Here is a 15730-nt window from a genome sequence, read left to right as displayed (position 1 = left end):
CTTAAGCTGGCTATTCTACCATCGCCGATAAGGAAAAACAGCCGATTTAAGCACTGTGACTAGTCACTGCGCATGGGAAAGTTTAGAATCGGTTCACTTACCAAAAAAGGCTGAAAAAATGGTTACTTTACACACAAACTTTGGCGATATCGTTGTTAAATTAAACACTGCAGAAGCGCCTGAAACATCTAAAAACTTCTTAGATTATGCAAACGACGGTTTTTACACTGACACTATCTTCCACCGTGTTATTGACGGTTTCATGGTTCAGGGCGGTGGTTTCGCTGCTGGCATGGAAGAAAAAGAAACCAATGCGCCAATTAAAAACGAAGCGAACAACGGTTTATCAAACAAAACCGGTACTTTAGCAATGGCACGCACCATGGATCCTCATTCGGCTTCTGCTCAGTTTTTCATTAACGTGAATGACAATACCTTTTTGGACTTTAAAGCAGAAACTACCGAAGGTTGGGGTTACTGCGTATTTGCTGAAGTGGTTGAAGGGATGGACGTAGTAAACAAAATTAAAGGTGTAGATACCGGCAACTTTGGTTACGTTCACTCTGATGTACCACTAGAAGAAGTGGTTATTAAATCTGTAAGTGTTGCGGAATAAGCTTAGGTGCTAACCTATTTTATTGCGGATTTACATCTTAGTGACGATCGGCCCGATATCATTCGGGCCTTTCTAGACTTTATTGAGCAACAAGCCCCAAAAGCCGACGCACTTTACATACTAGGCGACTTGTTTGAGTTTTGGATTGGTGACGATGATAAAACGCCCGTTGCTAAACAAGTAGAATTAGCCTTAAAAGCCCTAAGCGATTCTGGCGTACCTAGTTACTTCATTCATGGTAATCGAGACTTTATGGTTGGCAAAGCCTACGCTAAACGCTGTGGCATGACCTTACTCGAAGAAGAGAAGCTTGTTGATTTATACGGCAAAAAAGTGCTCATTCTTCATGGTGATACCCTGTGTACAGACGATGTAGGTTATCAAGAATACCGCGAAGTCACTCAAAAGCTTTGGTTAAGAAGACTGTTTTTACTACTGCCCTTGTTTGTTCGGCAACGCATTGCCAATAAAATTCGCAGTAAAAGTAAGCAAGCGAATACCAGTAAATCATTGGGTATTATGGATGTTAACCAACAAGCCGTTGAGCAACGTTTTGCCGAGCAGCCAATTGACTACATGATTCATGGGCATACCCACCGCCCAGAGATCCACCAGCTAGCATTAAGCGGTACCAAATACCGTGTAGTATTAGGCGATTGGTATCAACAAATGAGCATATTAAGCGTTGATAACAACGGTTTAGTTTTAACGGCGAATGGTCAGGCTCAGAAGCTTGAGCTTGGTCAATAAAATCAACATTAAGCATTAGCGCTTTGCTATTGCCATTTGTTATAAAAATAGCGCAAAATCTAGTCTAATCAATCATTAAGCACCGCCAAAGCCGATTTGTTTATTTTATAAACTACTTGACGACTTAGCAGTCATCACGCATAACTTAATTGTTAATGTTGCACTAATGTTAATTTTGCGAGGATGCGCCTATGTTATTTAGTCATGTTTGGGGACTAGCTTCACATACAAAAGAAGAATGGCAAGACATTGATAAGCACCACGAAGGGATCGGAGCGAGCTTATCTCACTTGTTATTAATGGCATTAATTCCTGCCATTTGTGGTTACTTTTCTACGGTACATATTGGCTGGAAAGTAGGAGCAAATAGCTTCTCACTCACCAGTGAAAGTGCGGTGTTTATGTCTGTTGCGATGTATGCAGCATTGGTTACCGTGGTATTGTGCTTAGCCTACGCCGCGTTATGGATGGCCAAAACCTTTAATACCGATACCACTTATCAACAAACTCTAGAACTATCAGCTTACGTTGCTACACCAGTGTATATGGTGGGCTTTGCAGCGCTCTATCCTGAACCTTGGTTTGTTATGGTAGCAGGCTTAGTAGGCGTTACTTACGCTATCTACTTACTCTACACGGGAGTACCAATTATTATGCATATCCCTGAAGAGCGTGGATTCATCTTCGCCAGTAGTTTAGTTACCGTAGGCTTAGTGATGTTAGTGACAGTACTTATCTCAACGGTAATTCTGTGGTCTAGCGGGGCTGGGCCCATATTTGCTAACTAACTCCTTCTGCAATAAAAAAGCTCGCTAATTAGCGAGCTTTTTTACATATGCTGTTATTTTAATCGTCTTCTTTTTGCCGCTTGGCTTTGGGTACGTGAGCGATGCTTTCGTACTGACTTTCTAATACGTTGGCTACTACGCACTCTGTCATCAATCTTAATAACAGTATTCTCTTCTTTGCTTAACTGCACCAAACCACGCAAGTAGTTAACTTGCTCTAATGGCATTTCCTGCCAGCCGCTGCGAGGCAAACCTTTAGGTAATGGAATTAAACCATAGCGTACGCGAATCAAACGGCTAACCTGCATGCCTTGTGATTCCCACATTCTACGCACTTCGCGGTTTCGGCCTTCACTTAAGGTTACTGAGTACCACTGATTGATACCTTCACCGCCTTGACGCCTTACCGTGGTAAATGCAGCACGACCATCTTCTAGCTCCACACCACTGCGTAACGTTTGAATGACTTCGTCATTTACATCACCAAATACACGCACGGCATATTCACGTTCAACTTCAAAGCTTGGGTGCATTAAGCGGTTAGCTAATTCACCATCGGTTGTAAACAACAACAGACCAGAGGTATTAATATCTAAACGACCTACGGCTATCCAGCGACCATGTTGTAAACGTGGTAAGCGGTCAAATACCGTTTCACGACCTTCTGGGTCGCTTCGAGAACAGATCTCACCTTCTGATTTGTGGTAAGCCAGTACTCGACAAATAGTATCTTCCACTTTCTGAATGTCGATAACTCGACCATCCACTCTAACTTCTGCCCCTTCTTCGATGCGGTCGCCTAACTTGGCGATAGCCCCATCTACGCTAACTCTCCCTGCGTCTATTACAGCTTCCATCTCACGACGTGAGCCTAAACCGCTACGGGCCAGGACTTTTTGAAGTTTTTCACTCATTTTTCTTATCCGAATGATAAAGTGCGCTAAGTCTGAAAGTCTTGCGGCAGTTTTTCAAGTAAAGATTGATCTAATTCTGGCAAATCAGCCAGATCTTTCAAACCAAAGTAATCTAAGAAGTTGTTAGTGGTAGCAAACAAGGTAGGTCTGCCGGGTATTTCTTTATGGCCAACACTGCGGATCCAATGACGTTCTTTAAGCACGCTAATGATATGGCTACTCACCGCAACCCCACGAATAGCTTCAATCTCACCGCGAGTAATAGGTTGCCGATAAGCAATTAAGGTCAGTGTTTCTAACATGGCGCGGCTAAATTTGGGGGCTTTTTCGGCCCATAAATTAGCCAAATGCGGAGCATACTGTTGCCGAGCTTTAAACTGAAACCCGGAAGCCGTTTCAACTAACTCAATGCCAGAATCTTGGTAACGTTGCACTAATTCTTCCAAAATCATATTAACCTGCGTACGAGCTAACCCCACCTCGGCCAATACCGTTGCTTGTAGCTCCTTAACACTAAGTGGCCGGCCAGCAACAAACAAAGCAGCTTCGACTAGTTTCACTAAGTTGGGTTTTACTGTCATCTATACTTCTTCCGCACTAACGAGTATGACTTGAATCGCCATCAATGGCTGGCTTTGTACGCACTTAATATAGCCTTCCTTAATTAACTCAAGAATCGCCAGGAAACTCACCACTAAACCGCTACGCCCCTCATCTAAAGAGAACAGTTGAGTAAATTCAACAAATTGATGCGCTTGTAATCTCGCAAGAATGTCACTCATACGTTGTCGTGTTGATAATTTCTCACGCTTTATCTCGTGGTGCTCAAAATTAACCACTCGCTGAGCAATACCTCGCATAGCTTGCAGCAATTCATCCATGGTTACTTCTGGGTAGATAACATTCACCGGTAGCTCATCAGGTTTAGCCACCAAAGCATCAAAAGTATCGCGTTGTTGGCGCGGCAGTATATCTACCTTTTCGGTCGCGTCTTTGTACAGTTCGTATTCTTGTAAACGCCTAATCAACTCAGCGCGCGGATCAAGCTCTTCTTGTTCATGCTCTTGAACCGGTAACAAGGTACGTGATTTTATTTCTGTCAGTAAGGCTGCCATCACCAAGTACTCTGCCGCCAGCTCTAGTTTCAGCATACGCATGGCTTCAATGTATTCCATGTATTGTTGGGTAATGGCCAATACAGGCAAGCGTTCTATGTCGAGTTTTTGCTTTCGAATAAGGTACAGCAATAAATCTAAAGGCCCTTCAAACTGCTCAAGAATAACTTCCATAGCATCGGGTGGGATAAACAAGTCATCGGGAATATCCAGCCAAGGCTCGCCATTTACACTGGCAAGCGTTAGCTGTTGAGTAGGCGAAAGCTTATCTTGCATTTATTCGAATGGGCTTGTGTCGCCCGCGCCGCTACGAAGCACTTCAGGTTCATCTTCCGACAAATCGACTACCGTTGTAGGTTGTTCTCCTAAATAGCCGCCATTGATAATGAGATCAACTTGGTGTTCTAAGTCATCACGGATTTGCTCCGGATCAGACTCCGTCAAGTCATTACCCGGAAGAATTAAGCTCGAAGACATTAACGGCTCACCAAGCTCTTCTAGCATGGCTAACGCAATTTTGTTGTCGGGCACTCGAATACCGATAGTTTTACGTTTAGGGTTTAGTAAACGGCGCGGTACTTCTTTGGTTCCTTTAAAAATAAAGGTGTATGGCCCAGGGGTATTATTACGCAATAAGCGGTAAGCCTGATTGCCCACTCGCGCGTATTCCGATAATTCTGACAAATCGCGGCACATTAAAGTGAAATGGTGGCTTTTATCTAGCTGACGAATTCGACAAATTCGCTCTAACGCAGCCTTGTCACCAATATGACAACCAATGGCATAGCCTGAATCCGTGGGATAAATCACCACACCACCCTGCTTAATAAGGCTAGCAGCTTGTTTCATTAAACGCTGCTGAGGGTTGTCTGGATGTACATAGAAAAATTGACTCATAACGATCCCTGCTATTACGAATGCCCCATTGGCATTTGCAGATTATTGATTTTGCCAGCGTAGCCAAATAGGCTGACACTTCTCGGGTAAGTGTAAACCTCTACCCAGTTCTCGCCAAGGAGAAGGATGATGAAAATCTGAACCCTGCGAGGCACTTAGGCCATGTTGTTCCGCTAATTCAGCAAGCCACTTCAGCTGGTCTTTGGAGATTTGCGGCATGGCTATTTCCATACCGTCTCCGCCAGCATCAGCAAACTCAGCGACCAGTTTACGGATCCACTTATTCGATAAGTCATAGTGAGTTGGATGAGCTAATACAGCCACTCCACCCGCTTGATGAATAACCGCTACTGCCTCGGCAATGCTCATCCAATTATTTGGCACATAGCCGGTATTACCGCGGCTTAAGTACTTATCGAATACCTTATTGAAACTGCTGGCTATGCCCCGCTCTATCAACACTTTAGCAAAATGTGAGCGAGTGATAGGCGCAGTGCCTGCCAGGCGTTTAGCCTCACTATAAACACCATCTATACCGGCCTTTTCTAAACGGCGGCTCATCTCTTTAGCCCTTATTTCACGCTTATCTCTTTGCTCAAGCAAATGCTGTTGAAGTAGGGAATTTGAGGTATCAAGATTTAAACCTACTACATGAATGTCAAAGGCATGCCAAGCAGTAGATATTTCAGTGCCGGCGATAATTTGTAGGTGTTTTGCGCTCGCTTTTGCTTCGGCCACGCCATCGGTTGTATCGTGGTCAGTAATAGCCAAAACGTCGACTTGCATGTTTTCAGCACGCATTACTATTTCCGTTGGCGTTAAGCCGCCGTCGGAGGCAGTAGTATGGCAATGCAAATCAAATCGCATTAAATTTCCTAATATTTTTCTTGACTTGGTTATGTCATTTACAGTTAACTTAGTTTATCAGAATGACTTAGGATAAACATGACAACTTTTCTTCTTACCAACAAATCTTGGTGGTGGCGCACTCCGAAATAAACGGGTGTGAGTTGTTGTATTTCCAATACATTTTACAGAACAACAAAAAGCCCGCTTAACGCGGGCTTTTTTTATATTTACGCTACGGCCTTATCCAGGAGTAACGAACCATGAGTAATCACCCTAGGGTGCAGCTAAACAACCAAGTGATAGATGCGAGCTATGTGCACGATCCGCTAAGCCTCTATCAAGAATTGTGTAAAGAAAGCCAGCACAACGTATTGCTAGAGTCTTCAGAAATTGACAGTAAAGAGAATTTACAGAGTTTGATTTTGGCCGATGCGGCGCTAAAGATTACGTGCACCGGGCGGCAAGTAAACTTCTCTGCTATTTCGCTGAATGGTGAAGCAGTAATAGCCGCAATAGCGAGCAAAACCGACGCTTCTCTTATTACTCAACAATCTGCCACTCAACTGGTTCTGCACTACCCTCTCCCAGCCACTAACCTAGATGAAGATTCTCGTTTAAAAGCAAATTCTCCGGTAGATGCTTTGCGATTAATTATTGCCCTTTATGGCGATCTTACCGAGCACGACAAGGGTGTATTTATTGGTGGGGTGTTTGCCTATGACTTTATTGCCAGCTTTGAGCAACTTCAAGACGTAGCCGAAAGCACTAACATCTGCCCAGATTACCAATTTTATCTAGCTGAAACCTTATTGCTCATTGATCATCAAGAGCAGGTAACCCATTTAATTGGTTCGCTCTATCATGACGATGAACAAGCGCGTATCAACCAACGCTTAGCGCATTTGGTTGAGCTGTGTGAACATGAGAATCACCAACAAGCTGAGCCCGACTTTAGTGGCTACCAAGGTAAAATAGAAGCAGATATTAGCGACCGTGATTTCTGCCAAAATGTTGAAACCATGAAAGACTACATTCGCCAAGGCGACATCTTTCAAGTGGTTCCCTCTCGCAGTTTCAAACTCTCTTGCCCAGATAGCTTAGCGGCTTATAGAGAACTTAAAATCACTAATCCCAGCCCATACATGTTCTATTTGCAAGATAGCGAATTTGTATTGTTTGGAGCCTCCCCTGAAAGCGCCATTAAATATTCTGCAAACAGCCGCGATGTAGAAATTTACCCCATTGCCGGCACCCGTAAGCGCGGTTTTAATGACGATGGTTCAATTAACCGTGATTTAGATGGCCGCTTGGAGCTAGAGCTGCGCTTAGACAAAAAAGAAACCGCAGAACATATCATGCTGGTTGATTTAGCACGCAACGACGTAGCCAGAATCAGTGAGCCAGGTACTCGCCATGTAGCCGATTTGCTAAAGGTAGACCGCTATAGCCACGTTATGCACTTAGTATCACGAGTCATTGGTACTTTACGCAGCGATTTAGATGCACTGCATGCTTATCAAGCATGTATGAATATGGGCACCTTGGTGGGTGCCCCCAAAATTAGAGCAGCAGAGCTGATTCGCTCGGTAGAACAACAACGCCGAGGCAGTTATGGTGGCGCGGTAGGTTATCTTGCAGGTAATGGTGACATGGATAGCTGTATTGTTATTCGTTCAGCCTTTGTAAAAGATCAGGTCGCCCATGTTCAAGCTGGCGCAGGTGTCGTGTATGATTCATTGCCACAAGCAGAAGCAGACGAAACCCGCAGTAAAGCCGCTGCTGTATTAAATGCCATTGCCCGCGCCCACGGCTCTACTTTGAAGGACGTTAGCCATGACTCATAGTGTATTTTTACTCGATAACTTTGACTCATTCACTTACAACTTAGTGGATCAGTTTCGTAGCCAAGGTTTAGATGTGCGAATTTACCGTAATCATTTGAGCGCCAGTGAAATCAAACAGCATATAGACGACAGCCCAACTCCACCGGTATTAGTGCTTTCTCCAGGCCCCGGTAACCCGCAACAGGCTGGCTGCATGTTAGAGCTGATTGATTTGTGTAAAGGCCAAGTGCCCATTATTGGCATTTGCTTGGGCCATCAAGCGCTAGTAGAAAGCTACGGCGGCGTGGTAGGTAAAGCCGATGAAATTGTTCATGGTAAATCGTCGGCCATTGACCACGACAACAAACTCATGTTTGAAGGGCTTACCAACCCACTGCCGGTGGCGCGTTATCACTCTCTCGTGGCAACCTCTATGCCAGAGGGTTTAACAGTAAGCGCGCATTACCAAAAGATGCCAATGGCAATAATTAATGAAGCCGATAAAGTCGTGGGCTTTCAGTTCCACCCAGAATCCATTTTAACCAGCGAAGGGGCAACGTTGTTAGCCCGCAGCCTAGACTGGGCAACACAGCAGGAGCAAACGTAATGCAGGCTATTTTAGAGCAGCTATATCAAGGACAAAACCTTAGCACCGAGCAAGCACAGCAAGTGTTTAGTCAAGTGATTCAAGGTGAAGTAGACCCTATTGTATTGTCATCACTACTTACCGCTTTAAAAATTAAAGGCGAGCAACCACAAGAAATTGCTGGCGCGGCTAAAGCCTTGTTAAACAATGCAGCGCCGTTTCCTAGTCCTGATTACGACTTTGCCGATATTGTAGGCACTGGCGGTGATGGCCATAACACCATTAACATATCCACCACCTCAGCATTTGTGGCAGCCAGCCTTGGGGTAAAAGTGGCAAAACATGGTAACCGCAGTGTATCCAGTAAATCAGGTTCGTCTGATTTATTAGCCGCACTGGGTATCAATATTCAGATGACACCAGAAACAGCACGCCGCTGTTTAGACGAATTAGGTTTGTGTTTCTTGTTTGCGCCGCAATACCACGCAGGGGTACGCCATGCCATGCCGGTTCGCCAAACCCTAAAAACGCGAACCATTTTTAACGTGCTTGGCCCGCTAATTAATCCAGCTCACCCTACTATGGAAGTCATGGGCGTTTATGACCCAGCGCTTGTTTCACCTATCGCCCTAACCCTGCAACAGCTGGGCATGAAAAAAGCCATGGTGGTGCATGGCGCTGGCCTAGATGAGGTGGCAATACACGGCCCCACTCAAATTGCAGAGATTAATGGTAGTGAGGTTAGACAATATACCTTAAACCCTGTTGACTTTGGGGTTGAGCAAGCAGACTTAGCTGCTATTAAAGGCGGCACCCCAGAAGAAAACAAGGCGATTACCATAGACCTATTACAAGGCAAAGCCTCCGCCGCACAGCAAGCCGCTGTAGCAGTAAACGTGGCAATGCTTCTAAAACTAGCGGGTAAAGCTGATAGCGTCGCCCAAGGCGTTCAAATGGCCATAGATGAAATGGCCTCTGGCCGACCATTGACCTTAGCAAACCAATTGGCGGAGATGAGCCAGTGAGCCAACAACTAGAAAAACAAGCCACCATTCTCGACAAGATTGTGGCAGATAAAGAAATCTGGTTAGCCGAGCGTATGCAACAGCAACCTTTAGCCAGCTTTATTGACCAAGTTGAGCCCACCGAGCGCAATTTTTATCAAGCCTTGAGCGGCAGCCCAGCTAAGTTTATTTTGGAATGTAAAAAAGCCTCTCCTTCGAAAGGTTTGATTCGCCCTGAGTTTGATTTGGATTTAATTGCTGGCGTATACAAAAACTACGCCGCGGCCATTTCAGTGCTTACCGATACCAAGTATTTTCAAGGAGAATTTGACTACGTTACGCAAGTTCGTGAGCAGGTTGAGCAACCGGTATTGTGTAAAGACTTCTTCATTGACGAGTATCAAATTTATCTTGCGCGTTACTACAAAGCTGATGCCATTTTGTTGATGTTGTCGGTATTGGATGACAACGAATATCGCCTATTGGCTAACGTGGCCCATAAACTCAACTTAGGTGTACTCACAGAAGTGAGTAACCAACAAGAGCTAGAGCGTGCCATAGAGTTAAATGCCAAAGTGATTGGAATAAATAATCGTAATTTGCGCGATCTTTCGATTACATTAGACCGTACTCCTGAACTAGCGAAGCAGATCCCTGAAGATAGAATCATTATTTCAGAATCAGGCATCTACCAACATCAACAAGTTCGCGAGTTGGCTAAATATGCTAACGGCTTTTTAGTGGGTAGTTCGCTAATGAGCAAAGATGATGTGGATATGGCCTGTCGTAAGCTCATTTTAGGCGAAAACAAAGTATGTGGTTTAACCCGAGAGCAAGATGTACAAGCGGTTTACCAAGCGGGTGCGGTATACGGAGGTTTAATTTTTGCCGAAAAATCTCCACGCTGTGTAGATCTAGGGCAAGCCGAACAGCTAGTGAAAGCCGCTCCGCTTAATTTTGTGGGTGTGTTTGTAAATAGCTCAGTAAGTAACGTAGCAACGATAGCCAATCAGTTACAACTTCACGCGGTGCAATTACACGGCGATGAAGATGAAAGCTACATTGAACAACTAAAAACGCAACTTGATAGCAGCTTAGTATGGAAAGCGCTGGGCGTAAGTGAACAACTGCCTAGTGCTCCTAATAATGCCGACAAAATACTTTTCGATAGTAAGGTCGCAGGCCAAAGTGGCGGCACAGGCCAAACCTTTGATTGGCAATTATTAGGTGAGCACAGTCAAGGTGCGATGTTAGCTGGCGGTATAAGCCCAGCTAACATTCAAGACGCATTAGCGTTTGCTGCCGCCGGGTTAGATTTAAACTCAGGAGTAGAGCAATCTCCGGGAATAAAAGACCTTGCAAAAATTGAAGCGGCATTTGAGAAAATTAGACAGTACTAATCTGCCAAAGATTAAGACACGTTAGCCAATTATTAAAAGTATGAGTCAACAATGAATAAATTAGATCCCTATTTTGGCGAATTTGGTGGCCAGTTTGTGCCACAAATTTTAGTGCCTGCTCTCGATCAATTAGAGCAAGCATTTATTGACGCCCAGCAAGACCCAGAATTTTTGGAAGAGTTTAATGGTTTGCTCAGTGAATATGCTGGCCGACCTACCCCGTTAACGCTATGTCGCAACTTAGCTGCTGGAACAAAAACCAAAATTTACCTTAAACGTGAAGACTTACTTCACGGTGGCGCCCATAAAACCAACCAGGTATTGGGCCAAGCTCTACTCGCAAAACGCATGGGTAAAAAAGAAATTATTGCTGAGACTGGCGCTGGCCAGCATGGCGTAGCTACAGCGTTAGCCTGTGCTTTACTGGGGTTAAAATGCCGTGTTTACATGGGTGCGATTGACTGTGAGCGCCAAAAACCCAATGTGTTTCGTATGAAACTCATGGGCGCAGAAGTTATTCCCGTTCATAGCGGCTCTTCTACGCTTAAAGATGCCTGTAACGAAGCCCTGCGAGACTGGGCAGGCAGTTACGACACTGCCCACTATTTATTGGGTACTGCGGCAGGGCCTCACCCTTTCCCAACCATTGTACGCGAATTTCAAAAGATGATTGGCGAAGAAGCCAAACAGCAGATCATTAAAGCAGAAGGTCGTTTACCCGATGCGGTTATCGCCTGCGTAGGAGGAGGTTCAAATGCTATTGGTATGTTTGCCGACTTTATTAAAGAAGAAGACGTTCAACTGATTGGTGTAGAGCCTGCCGGCAAAGGTATTGATACCGACCAACATGGCGCACCACTTAAACATGGTCGCAAAGGCATGTTCTTTGGAATGCACTCGTTATTAATGCAAGATCCTAACGGCCAAATTGAAGAGTCATACTCAATTTCAGCAGGTTTGGATTTCCCATCAGTTGGTCCTCAACATGCTCACCTTAATGCGATTGGTCGTGCAAGTTATGAGTCAGCCACCGACGAAGAAGCATTAGCAGCCTTTCAAGCCTTAGCAGAGAGCGAAGGTATTATCCCAGCCCTAGAGTCTGCCCACGCGTTAGCTTATGCCCTTAAATTGGCGGAGCAAGATAAAAACAAAGAACAGATTCTACTGGTGAACTTATCGGGTCGTGGTGATAAAGACATTTTCACCGTAGCTGAAATATTCGAAGAACGAGGTAGCCTATAATGACTCAACGTTACGCTAATCTATTCCAGCGTTTAAGCGCTGAAAAACAAGGTGCCTTTGTTCCTTTTGTTACTTTGGGCGATCCTGATTTGGAACAATCCTTAGCGATTGTTGATGCTCTTATGGAAGGCGGTGCTGATGCGCTGGAACTCGGCATTCCTTTTTCAGATCCAGTAGCTGATGGGCCAACTATTCAAGGTGCAAACGTACGCGCTTTAGCCTCGAATGTTACCCCGCCAAAGTGCCTAGAAATGCTCACAGCAATTCGTGCAAAATACCCAGAAGTACCTATTGGCCTGCTGCTTTACGCGAACCTAGTCTATTCAACCGGTATTGAAACCTTTTACCAAAAATTAGCCGCAGCTGGCGTAGATTCTGTGTTAGTCGCCGATGTACCAATACGTGAATCGGCGCCATTTAGAGAAGCTGCTAACAAACACGGTTTACAAAGTATTTTTATTGCACCGCCAAATGCTGATGATGAAACATTAGCGAAAGTCGCTGAGTACGGCCAAGGTTATACTTATCTAGTTAGTCGTGCTGGTGTCACTGGTGCAGAAACCAAAGCTGGCGTGCCTGTTGGCAAACTGCTTAGTAAATTGAAGCAATTCAATGCCCCCCCAGCCTTACTTGGGTTTGGTATCGCTACACCCGAGCAGGTTGCTGAAACGATAGAAGCAGGCGCTGCGGGAGCAATCTCTGGTTCGGCAGTGGTAAAAATTATCGAGAATAACCTAGATAACAAACCGCTAATGCTAGAAACCCTGCGTGGTTTCGCTAGCTCAATGAAAGCGGCTACCGTTTAAGCACGCTTCTTGATACTATCAAAAGCCGCTTTTTAGCGGCTTTTTTATTAACCGCGACTACTGAGGAATTATGAAACAGTTTTTCGAGTTTATTCCCCTAATTATCTTTTTTACTGTCTACAAAATGCAGGACATTTATGCCGCTACGCTGGCACTAATAATTTCAACTGCGATATTGCTGGCTATTTCTTACATTAAAAATAAGAAAGTTGAGAAAATGCACCTCATCTCTTTTGTTCTGATTTTGGTTTTTGGTGGCTTAACCCTAATTTTACGCGATGACGACTTTATCAAGTGGAAACCAACGGTCATCAACTGGATTTTTGGACTGGTTTTATTAGTGAGTCAATTTGCTTTCGGCAGCCCATTGATTAAAAAAATGTTGGGTAAAGAGATGACCCTTCCCGATCAAGTTTGGTCAAAAGTAAACGTTGCCTGGGCATTGTTTTTTATCGCCTGCGGTACCTTGAACCTCTATATTGCATTTACTTATTCAGAAGAGTTTTGGGTAAACTTCAAGGTGTTTGGTTTACTCGGATTAACACTAGTATTTACCGTAGGAACAGTGGTTTATTTGTATAAACACTTACCTAAAGACCAGCAAGAGTCTTTATCTCAGAAAAAGGATAGTTAGTATGTGGTACGTAATTTATGCCCAAGACGTTGAAAACAGTTTAGAGATGCGCAAACAAGCTCGTCCGGCTCACTTAGAAAGACTGAATAGTTTGCTTAATGAAGGGCGCTTACTAGTCGCAGGACCAATGCCAGCGATTGACGCTGAAGACCCAGCTGAAGCTGGCTTTACCGGCTCAACAGTGATCGCCGAGTTTGCCAGTCTCAAAGAGGCACAGAGCTGGGCAGATGCAGACCCATATGTTGATGCAGGGGTTTATGCCAAAGTAACTGTTAAACCCTTCAAAAAAGTACTTCCCTAGTCTATTAAAAGGCGAGTCTCTCTCGCCTTTTCTTCACTTTCGCTTCGAGTTTCTAGCAATTTCACTCAAATGAGTGATTCACCTATTTGGTTGTTGCCCTACATTTATTCATGGTTTTATCAAAAAGGAGAATAACCATGAATTTGAAACAACTACTCATCGCTATAGTATTCAGTGCAATTGGTCTAGGCAATGCTTTCGCTAATGAACCCACTGCCCAACTTAACCTAAATACCGCCAGCGCTGAGCAGCTTGATGAGCTAAAAGGAGTAGGAATATCAAAATCAGCGGCAATTGTTAAATATCGTCAGCAAAATGGGAACTTCAAAAACGTAGAGCAAATTGTATTAGTTCCAGGCATAGGAGAGAAAATTTACCTAGATAATAAAGATCGAATGTATGTCGACTAACTCCTAAACAAGCATCGTCCGCAGCTAGTTGCATAAACTAGGGCGACTGCTCTTCTTCTAGTAAGTCTTTAATTATATATCCCCACAGATCTGATTTATCACAATTTAAAATGTCACTTTCACATGTTACATTAACCAAGCATTTACCATTACTTTTCAAGAGACTGAAAATGACCCTAAGAGTACAAAAAGCTGTACTGCCAGTGGCTGGACTTGGCACAAGGATGTTGCCAGCAACGAAAGCTATTCCCAAAGAAATGTTGCCGATAGTAGACAAACCGTTGATTCAGTATGTGGTTCAAGAGGCAATCGCCGCTGGCATCAAAGAAATCATCTTAGTGACCCACTCGAGTAAAAATTCAATCGAAAACCATTTCGATACCAGCTTTGAGTTAGAAGCCACACTTGAAAAACGCGTCAAACGCCAATTGCTTGAAGAAGTGCGTTCGATTTGCCCTAAAGACGTAACCATCATGCACATACGCCAAGGTGTCGCAAAAGGACTGGGGCATGCCATTCTCTGTGCTCACCCCCTTATTGGCGATGAACCATTTGCCGTGTTACTACCAGACGTTGTACTTGATGACTCCACTTCAGATCTTCGTACTGAAAACTTGGCGGATATGGTTGCTAAGTTTAATCAAACGGGTTCTAGCCAAGTAATGGTTGAAGCTGTTGCTAAAGAGGATGTAAGTAAGTTTGGTATTGTCGATATTGACGGCAAGAAGCTTACGCCAGGTGAATCAGCAGATATGATAGGCTCTGTGGAAAAACCAGCTATTGAGGACGCACCTTCAAATTTAGCGGTTGTCGGTCGTTATGTACTCTCCGCACAAATCTGGAATGAACTAGAAAGAACCGCTCCAGGCGCTGGCGATGAAATTCAACTTACCGATGCAATCGACAGTCTAATGACTAAAGAAGCTACCCAAGCCTATTACATGGTAGGAAAAAGCCATGACTGTGGTAGCAAGTTTGGGTATATGAAAGCCATCGTTGAGTTCGGATTACGCCATCCTGAACTAAGGGATAGATTCACTAAATACCTATCTGAACTTAAGCTTTAAGCTACAACACTTCAAAGCGCTTAACTAGCGCTTTGAAAGCCCTCCCCAACATTTAGCCCTACCACAACTTAAATCATGAATACCCATTCTTTTCTATAAAAACGTACTCTCTACTAGTAATAATCTTATTTTACTAATCGCTTTTCCATATCTCACAAAACAACTCCCTAAGTAAGCGGCTAGCTACACTAGAAAGGAAGCACAACAACCCGTGTAGTCCATCATCAGAAAATAGCGAATAGGCTCAGTGGGTACAAGTGAGGGTGCCAGCCTTGTAAAAAAGCAAGCCAAAGAAAACCATTGGTCTACCTTGTATGTTCAAGAGAGTGATAAGCGGGAAAGGGTAGAATAAAGCTCTTTTAAAAACGCAGAGTAAATTGCCTCGAGCGATAAATCGCAGGCAATAAAAAAGCCCGCTCATTGAGCGGGCTTAGTAATAAGAGCCTGGCGGTGGAACAGGGGTGCAGCATAGCTGCTTCCGCTTCGGCCGAAAAAAGCACGCTTTTTCCTGACGGCCTTCGCCCTACT

18 protein-coding genes are annotated in these 15730 nt (G+C 44.3%); 13 read left to right on the top strand and 5 right to left on the bottom strand.

The window, feature by feature from the left end:
- Positions 1-118: 118 nt before the first annotated feature.
- The 3 genes from FFR00_RS20875 (at position 119) to FFR00_RS20865 (ending at position 2154) form a co-directional block, all read left to right on the top strand.
- Positions 119-616: a peptidylprolyl isomerase gene (locus FFR00_RS20875; RefSeq protein ID WP_137675359.1), complete on the top strand. Its 498-nt coding sequence runs from the start codon at positions 119-121 to the stop codon at positions 614-616.
- Positions 617-622: 6 nt separating this feature from the next.
- Positions 623-1366 (top strand): UDP-2,3-diacylglucosamine diphosphatase, encoded by a 744-nt coding sequence (gene lpxH / locus FFR00_RS20870; protein WP_137675358.1) that lies wholly within the window; start codon positions 623-625, stop codon positions 1364-1366.
- Between the two features lie 191 nt (positions 1367-1557).
- Positions 1558-2154 carry a Yip1 family protein gene (locus FFR00_RS20865; RefSeq protein ID WP_137675357.1) on the top strand — a complete coding sequence of 199 codons (597 nt, stop codon included), beginning with the start codon at positions 1558-1560 and terminating at the stop codon, positions 2152-2154.
- 53 nt (positions 2155-2207) lie between these two features.
- Here the strand turns inward: FFR00_RS20865 and rluB are convergent, their stop codons facing one another.
- From rluB to FFR00_RS20840, 5 genes are read right to left on the bottom strand one after another with little or no spacing between them, the layout of a single operon-like run.
- Positions 2208-3068 (bottom strand): 23S rRNA pseudouridine(2605) synthase RluB, encoded by an 861-nt coding sequence (gene rluB / locus FFR00_RS20860; protein ID WP_137675356.1) that lies wholly within the window; start codon positions 3066-3068, stop codon positions 2208-2210.
- A gap of 26 nt (positions 3069-3094) precedes the next feature.
- Positions 3095-3649: an SMC-Scp complex subunit ScpB gene (gene scpB, locus FFR00_RS20855; protein WP_137675355.1), complete on the bottom strand. Its 555-nt coding sequence runs from the start codon at positions 3647-3649 to the stop codon at positions 3095-3097.
- On the bottom strand, positions 3650-4459 hold the full coding sequence (locus FFR00_RS20850; protein WP_137675354.1) for a ScpA family protein: 810 nt from the start codon (positions 4457-4459) through the stop codon (positions 3650-3652).
- Positions 4460-5080: an L-threonylcarbamoyladenylate synthase gene (locus FFR00_RS20845; RefSeq protein WP_137675353.1), complete on the bottom strand. Its 621-nt coding sequence runs from the start codon at positions 5078-5080 to the stop codon at positions 4460-4462.
- 42 nt (positions 5081-5122) lie between these two features.
- Positions 5123-5947, bottom strand: coding sequence for a PHP domain-containing protein (locus FFR00_RS20840; RefSeq protein ID WP_137675352.1), 825 nt, complete (start codon positions 5945-5947; stop codon positions 5123-5125).
- A 242-nt stretch (positions 5948-6189) separates the two neighbouring features.
- Between FFR00_RS20840 and FFR00_RS20835 the strand changes: the two genes are divergently transcribed.
- From FFR00_RS20835 to galU, 10 genes are all read left to right on the top strand, one after another.
- On the top strand, positions 6190-7773 hold the full coding sequence (locus FFR00_RS20835) for an anthranilate synthase component 1 (RefSeq protein WP_137675351.1): 1584 nt from the start codon (positions 6190-6192) through the stop codon (positions 7771-7773).
- On the top strand, positions 7763-8359 hold the full coding sequence (locus FFR00_RS20830) for an aminodeoxychorismate/anthranilate synthase component II (RefSeq protein WP_137675350.1): 597 nt from the start codon (positions 7763-7765) through the stop codon (positions 8357-8359). Before FFR00_RS20835 ends, FFR00_RS20830 begins: the two co-directional genes overlap by 11 nt.
- Positions 8359-9363: an anthranilate phosphoribosyltransferase gene (gene trpD / locus FFR00_RS20825; protein WP_137675349.1), complete on the top strand. Its 1005-nt coding sequence runs from the start codon at positions 8359-8361 to the stop codon at positions 9361-9363. The genes FFR00_RS20830 and trpD overlap by 1 nt, the downstream gene beginning before the upstream one ends.
- Complete coding sequence (gene trpCF, locus FFR00_RS20820) at positions 9360-10742, top strand: bifunctional indole-3-glycerol-phosphate synthase TrpC/phosphoribosylanthranilate isomerase TrpF (RefSeq protein WP_137675348.1); 1383 nt, start codon at positions 9360-9362, stop codon at positions 10740-10742. Before trpD ends, trpCF begins: the two co-directional genes overlap by 4 nt.
- Before the next feature lie 51 nt (positions 10743-10793).
- On the top strand, positions 10794-11984 hold the full coding sequence (gene trpB, locus FFR00_RS20815) for a tryptophan synthase subunit beta (protein WP_137675347.1): 1191 nt from the start codon (positions 10794-10796) through the stop codon (positions 11982-11984).
- Entirely contained in the window at positions 11984-12790 is an 807-nt protein-coding gene (gene trpA / locus FFR00_RS20810; protein ID WP_137675346.1) for a tryptophan synthase subunit alpha, read from the top strand. The genes trpB and trpA overlap by 1 nt, the downstream gene beginning before the upstream one ends.
- Before the next feature lie 70 nt (positions 12791-12860).
- Positions 12861-13424: a septation protein A gene (locus FFR00_RS20805; protein WP_137675345.1), complete on the top strand. Its 564-nt coding sequence runs from the start codon at positions 12861-12863 to the stop codon at positions 13422-13424.
- 1 nt (position 13425) lies between these two features.
- Entirely contained in the window at positions 13426-13725 is a 300-nt protein-coding gene (locus tag FFR00_RS20800; protein ID WP_137675344.1) for a YciI family protein, read from the top strand.
- Between the two features lie 137 nt (positions 13726-13862).
- The gene (locus tag FFR00_RS20795; protein ID WP_161985221.1) at positions 13863-14135 is read left to right on the top strand and encodes a helix-hairpin-helix domain-containing protein; all 273 of its coding nucleotides are present in this window, start codon (positions 13863-13865) and stop codon (positions 14133-14135) included.
- 170 nt (positions 14136-14305) lie between these two features.
- Complete coding sequence (galU, locus tag FFR00_RS20790; protein WP_137675342.1) at positions 14306-15202, top strand: UTP--glucose-1-phosphate uridylyltransferase GalU; 897 nt, start codon at positions 14306-14308, stop codon at positions 15200-15202.
- The last annotated feature ends 528 nt before the right edge of the window (positions 15203-15730 follow it).

The sequence above is a fragment of the Agarivorans sp. Toyoura001 genome (assembly GCF_005405585.1).
In the GTDB taxonomy this organism is placed as follows: domain Bacteria; phylum Pseudomonadota; class Gammaproteobacteria; order Enterobacterales; family Celerinatantimonadaceae; genus Agarivorans.
The sequence above is the reverse complement of the archived record's forward strand: the minus strand, read 5'-3'. Positions and strand labels throughout refer to the sequence as shown.

What these genes read in the sequence shown, in the direction of transcription:
- FFR00_RS20875 (WP_137675359.1), top strand. Translation starts at nt 119, where the DNA reads ATGGTTACTTTACACACAAACTTTGGCGATATCGTTGTTAAATTAAAC.
- FFR00_RS20865 (WP_137675357.1), top strand. Translation starts at nt 1,558, where the DNA reads ATGTTATTTAGTCATGTTTGGGGACTAGCTTCACATACAAAAGAAGAA.
- rluB (WP_137675356.1), bottom strand. Translation starts at nt 3,068, where the DNA reads ATGAGTGAAAAACTTCAAAAAGTCCTGGCCCGTAGCGGTTTAGGCTCA.
- scpB (WP_137675355.1), bottom strand. Translation starts at nt 3,649, where the DNA reads ATGACAGTAAAACCCAACTTAGTGAAACTAGTCGAAGCTGCTTTGTTT.
- FFR00_RS20850 (WP_137675354.1), bottom strand. Translation starts at nt 4,459, where the DNA reads ATGCAAGATAAGCTTTCGCCTACTCAACAGCTAACGCTTGCCAGTGTA.
- FFR00_RS20845 (WP_137675353.1), bottom strand. Translation starts at nt 5,080, where the DNA reads ATGAGTCAATTTTTCTATGTACATCCAGACAACCCTCAGCAGCGTTTA.
- FFR00_RS20840 (WP_137675352.1), bottom strand. Translation starts at nt 5,947, where the DNA reads ATGCGATTTGATTTGCATTGCCATACTACTGCCTCCGACGGCGGCTTA.
- FFR00_RS20835 (WP_137675351.1), top strand. Translation starts at nt 6,190, where the DNA reads ATGAGTAATCACCCTAGGGTGCAGCTAAACAACCAAGTGATAGATGCG.
- FFR00_RS20830 (WP_137675350.1), top strand. Translation starts at nt 7,763, where the DNA reads ATGACTCATAGTGTATTTTTACTCGATAACTTTGACTCATTCACTTAC.
- trpD (WP_137675349.1), top strand. Translation starts at nt 8,359, where the DNA reads ATGCAGGCTATTTTAGAGCAGCTATATCAAGGACAAAACCTTAGCACC.
- trpB (WP_137675347.1), top strand. Translation starts at nt 10,794, where the DNA reads ATGAATAAATTAGATCCCTATTTTGGCGAATTTGGTGGCCAGTTTGTG.
- trpA (WP_137675346.1), top strand. Translation starts at nt 11,984, where the DNA reads ATGACTCAACGTTACGCTAATCTATTCCAGCGTTTAAGCGCTGAAAAA.
- FFR00_RS20805 (WP_137675345.1), top strand. Translation starts at nt 12,861, where the DNA reads ATGAAACAGTTTTTCGAGTTTATTCCCCTAATTATCTTTTTTACTGTC.
- FFR00_RS20800 (WP_137675344.1), top strand. Translation starts at nt 13,426, where the DNA reads ATGTGGTACGTAATTTATGCCCAAGACGTTGAAAACAGTTTAGAGATG.
- FFR00_RS20795 (WP_161985221.1), top strand. Translation starts at nt 13,863, where the DNA reads ATGAATTTGAAACAACTACTCATCGCTATAGTATTCAGTGCAATTGGT.
- galU (WP_137675342.1), top strand. Translation starts at nt 14,306, where the DNA reads ATGACCCTAAGAGTACAAAAAGCTGTACTGCCAGTGGCTGGACTTGGC.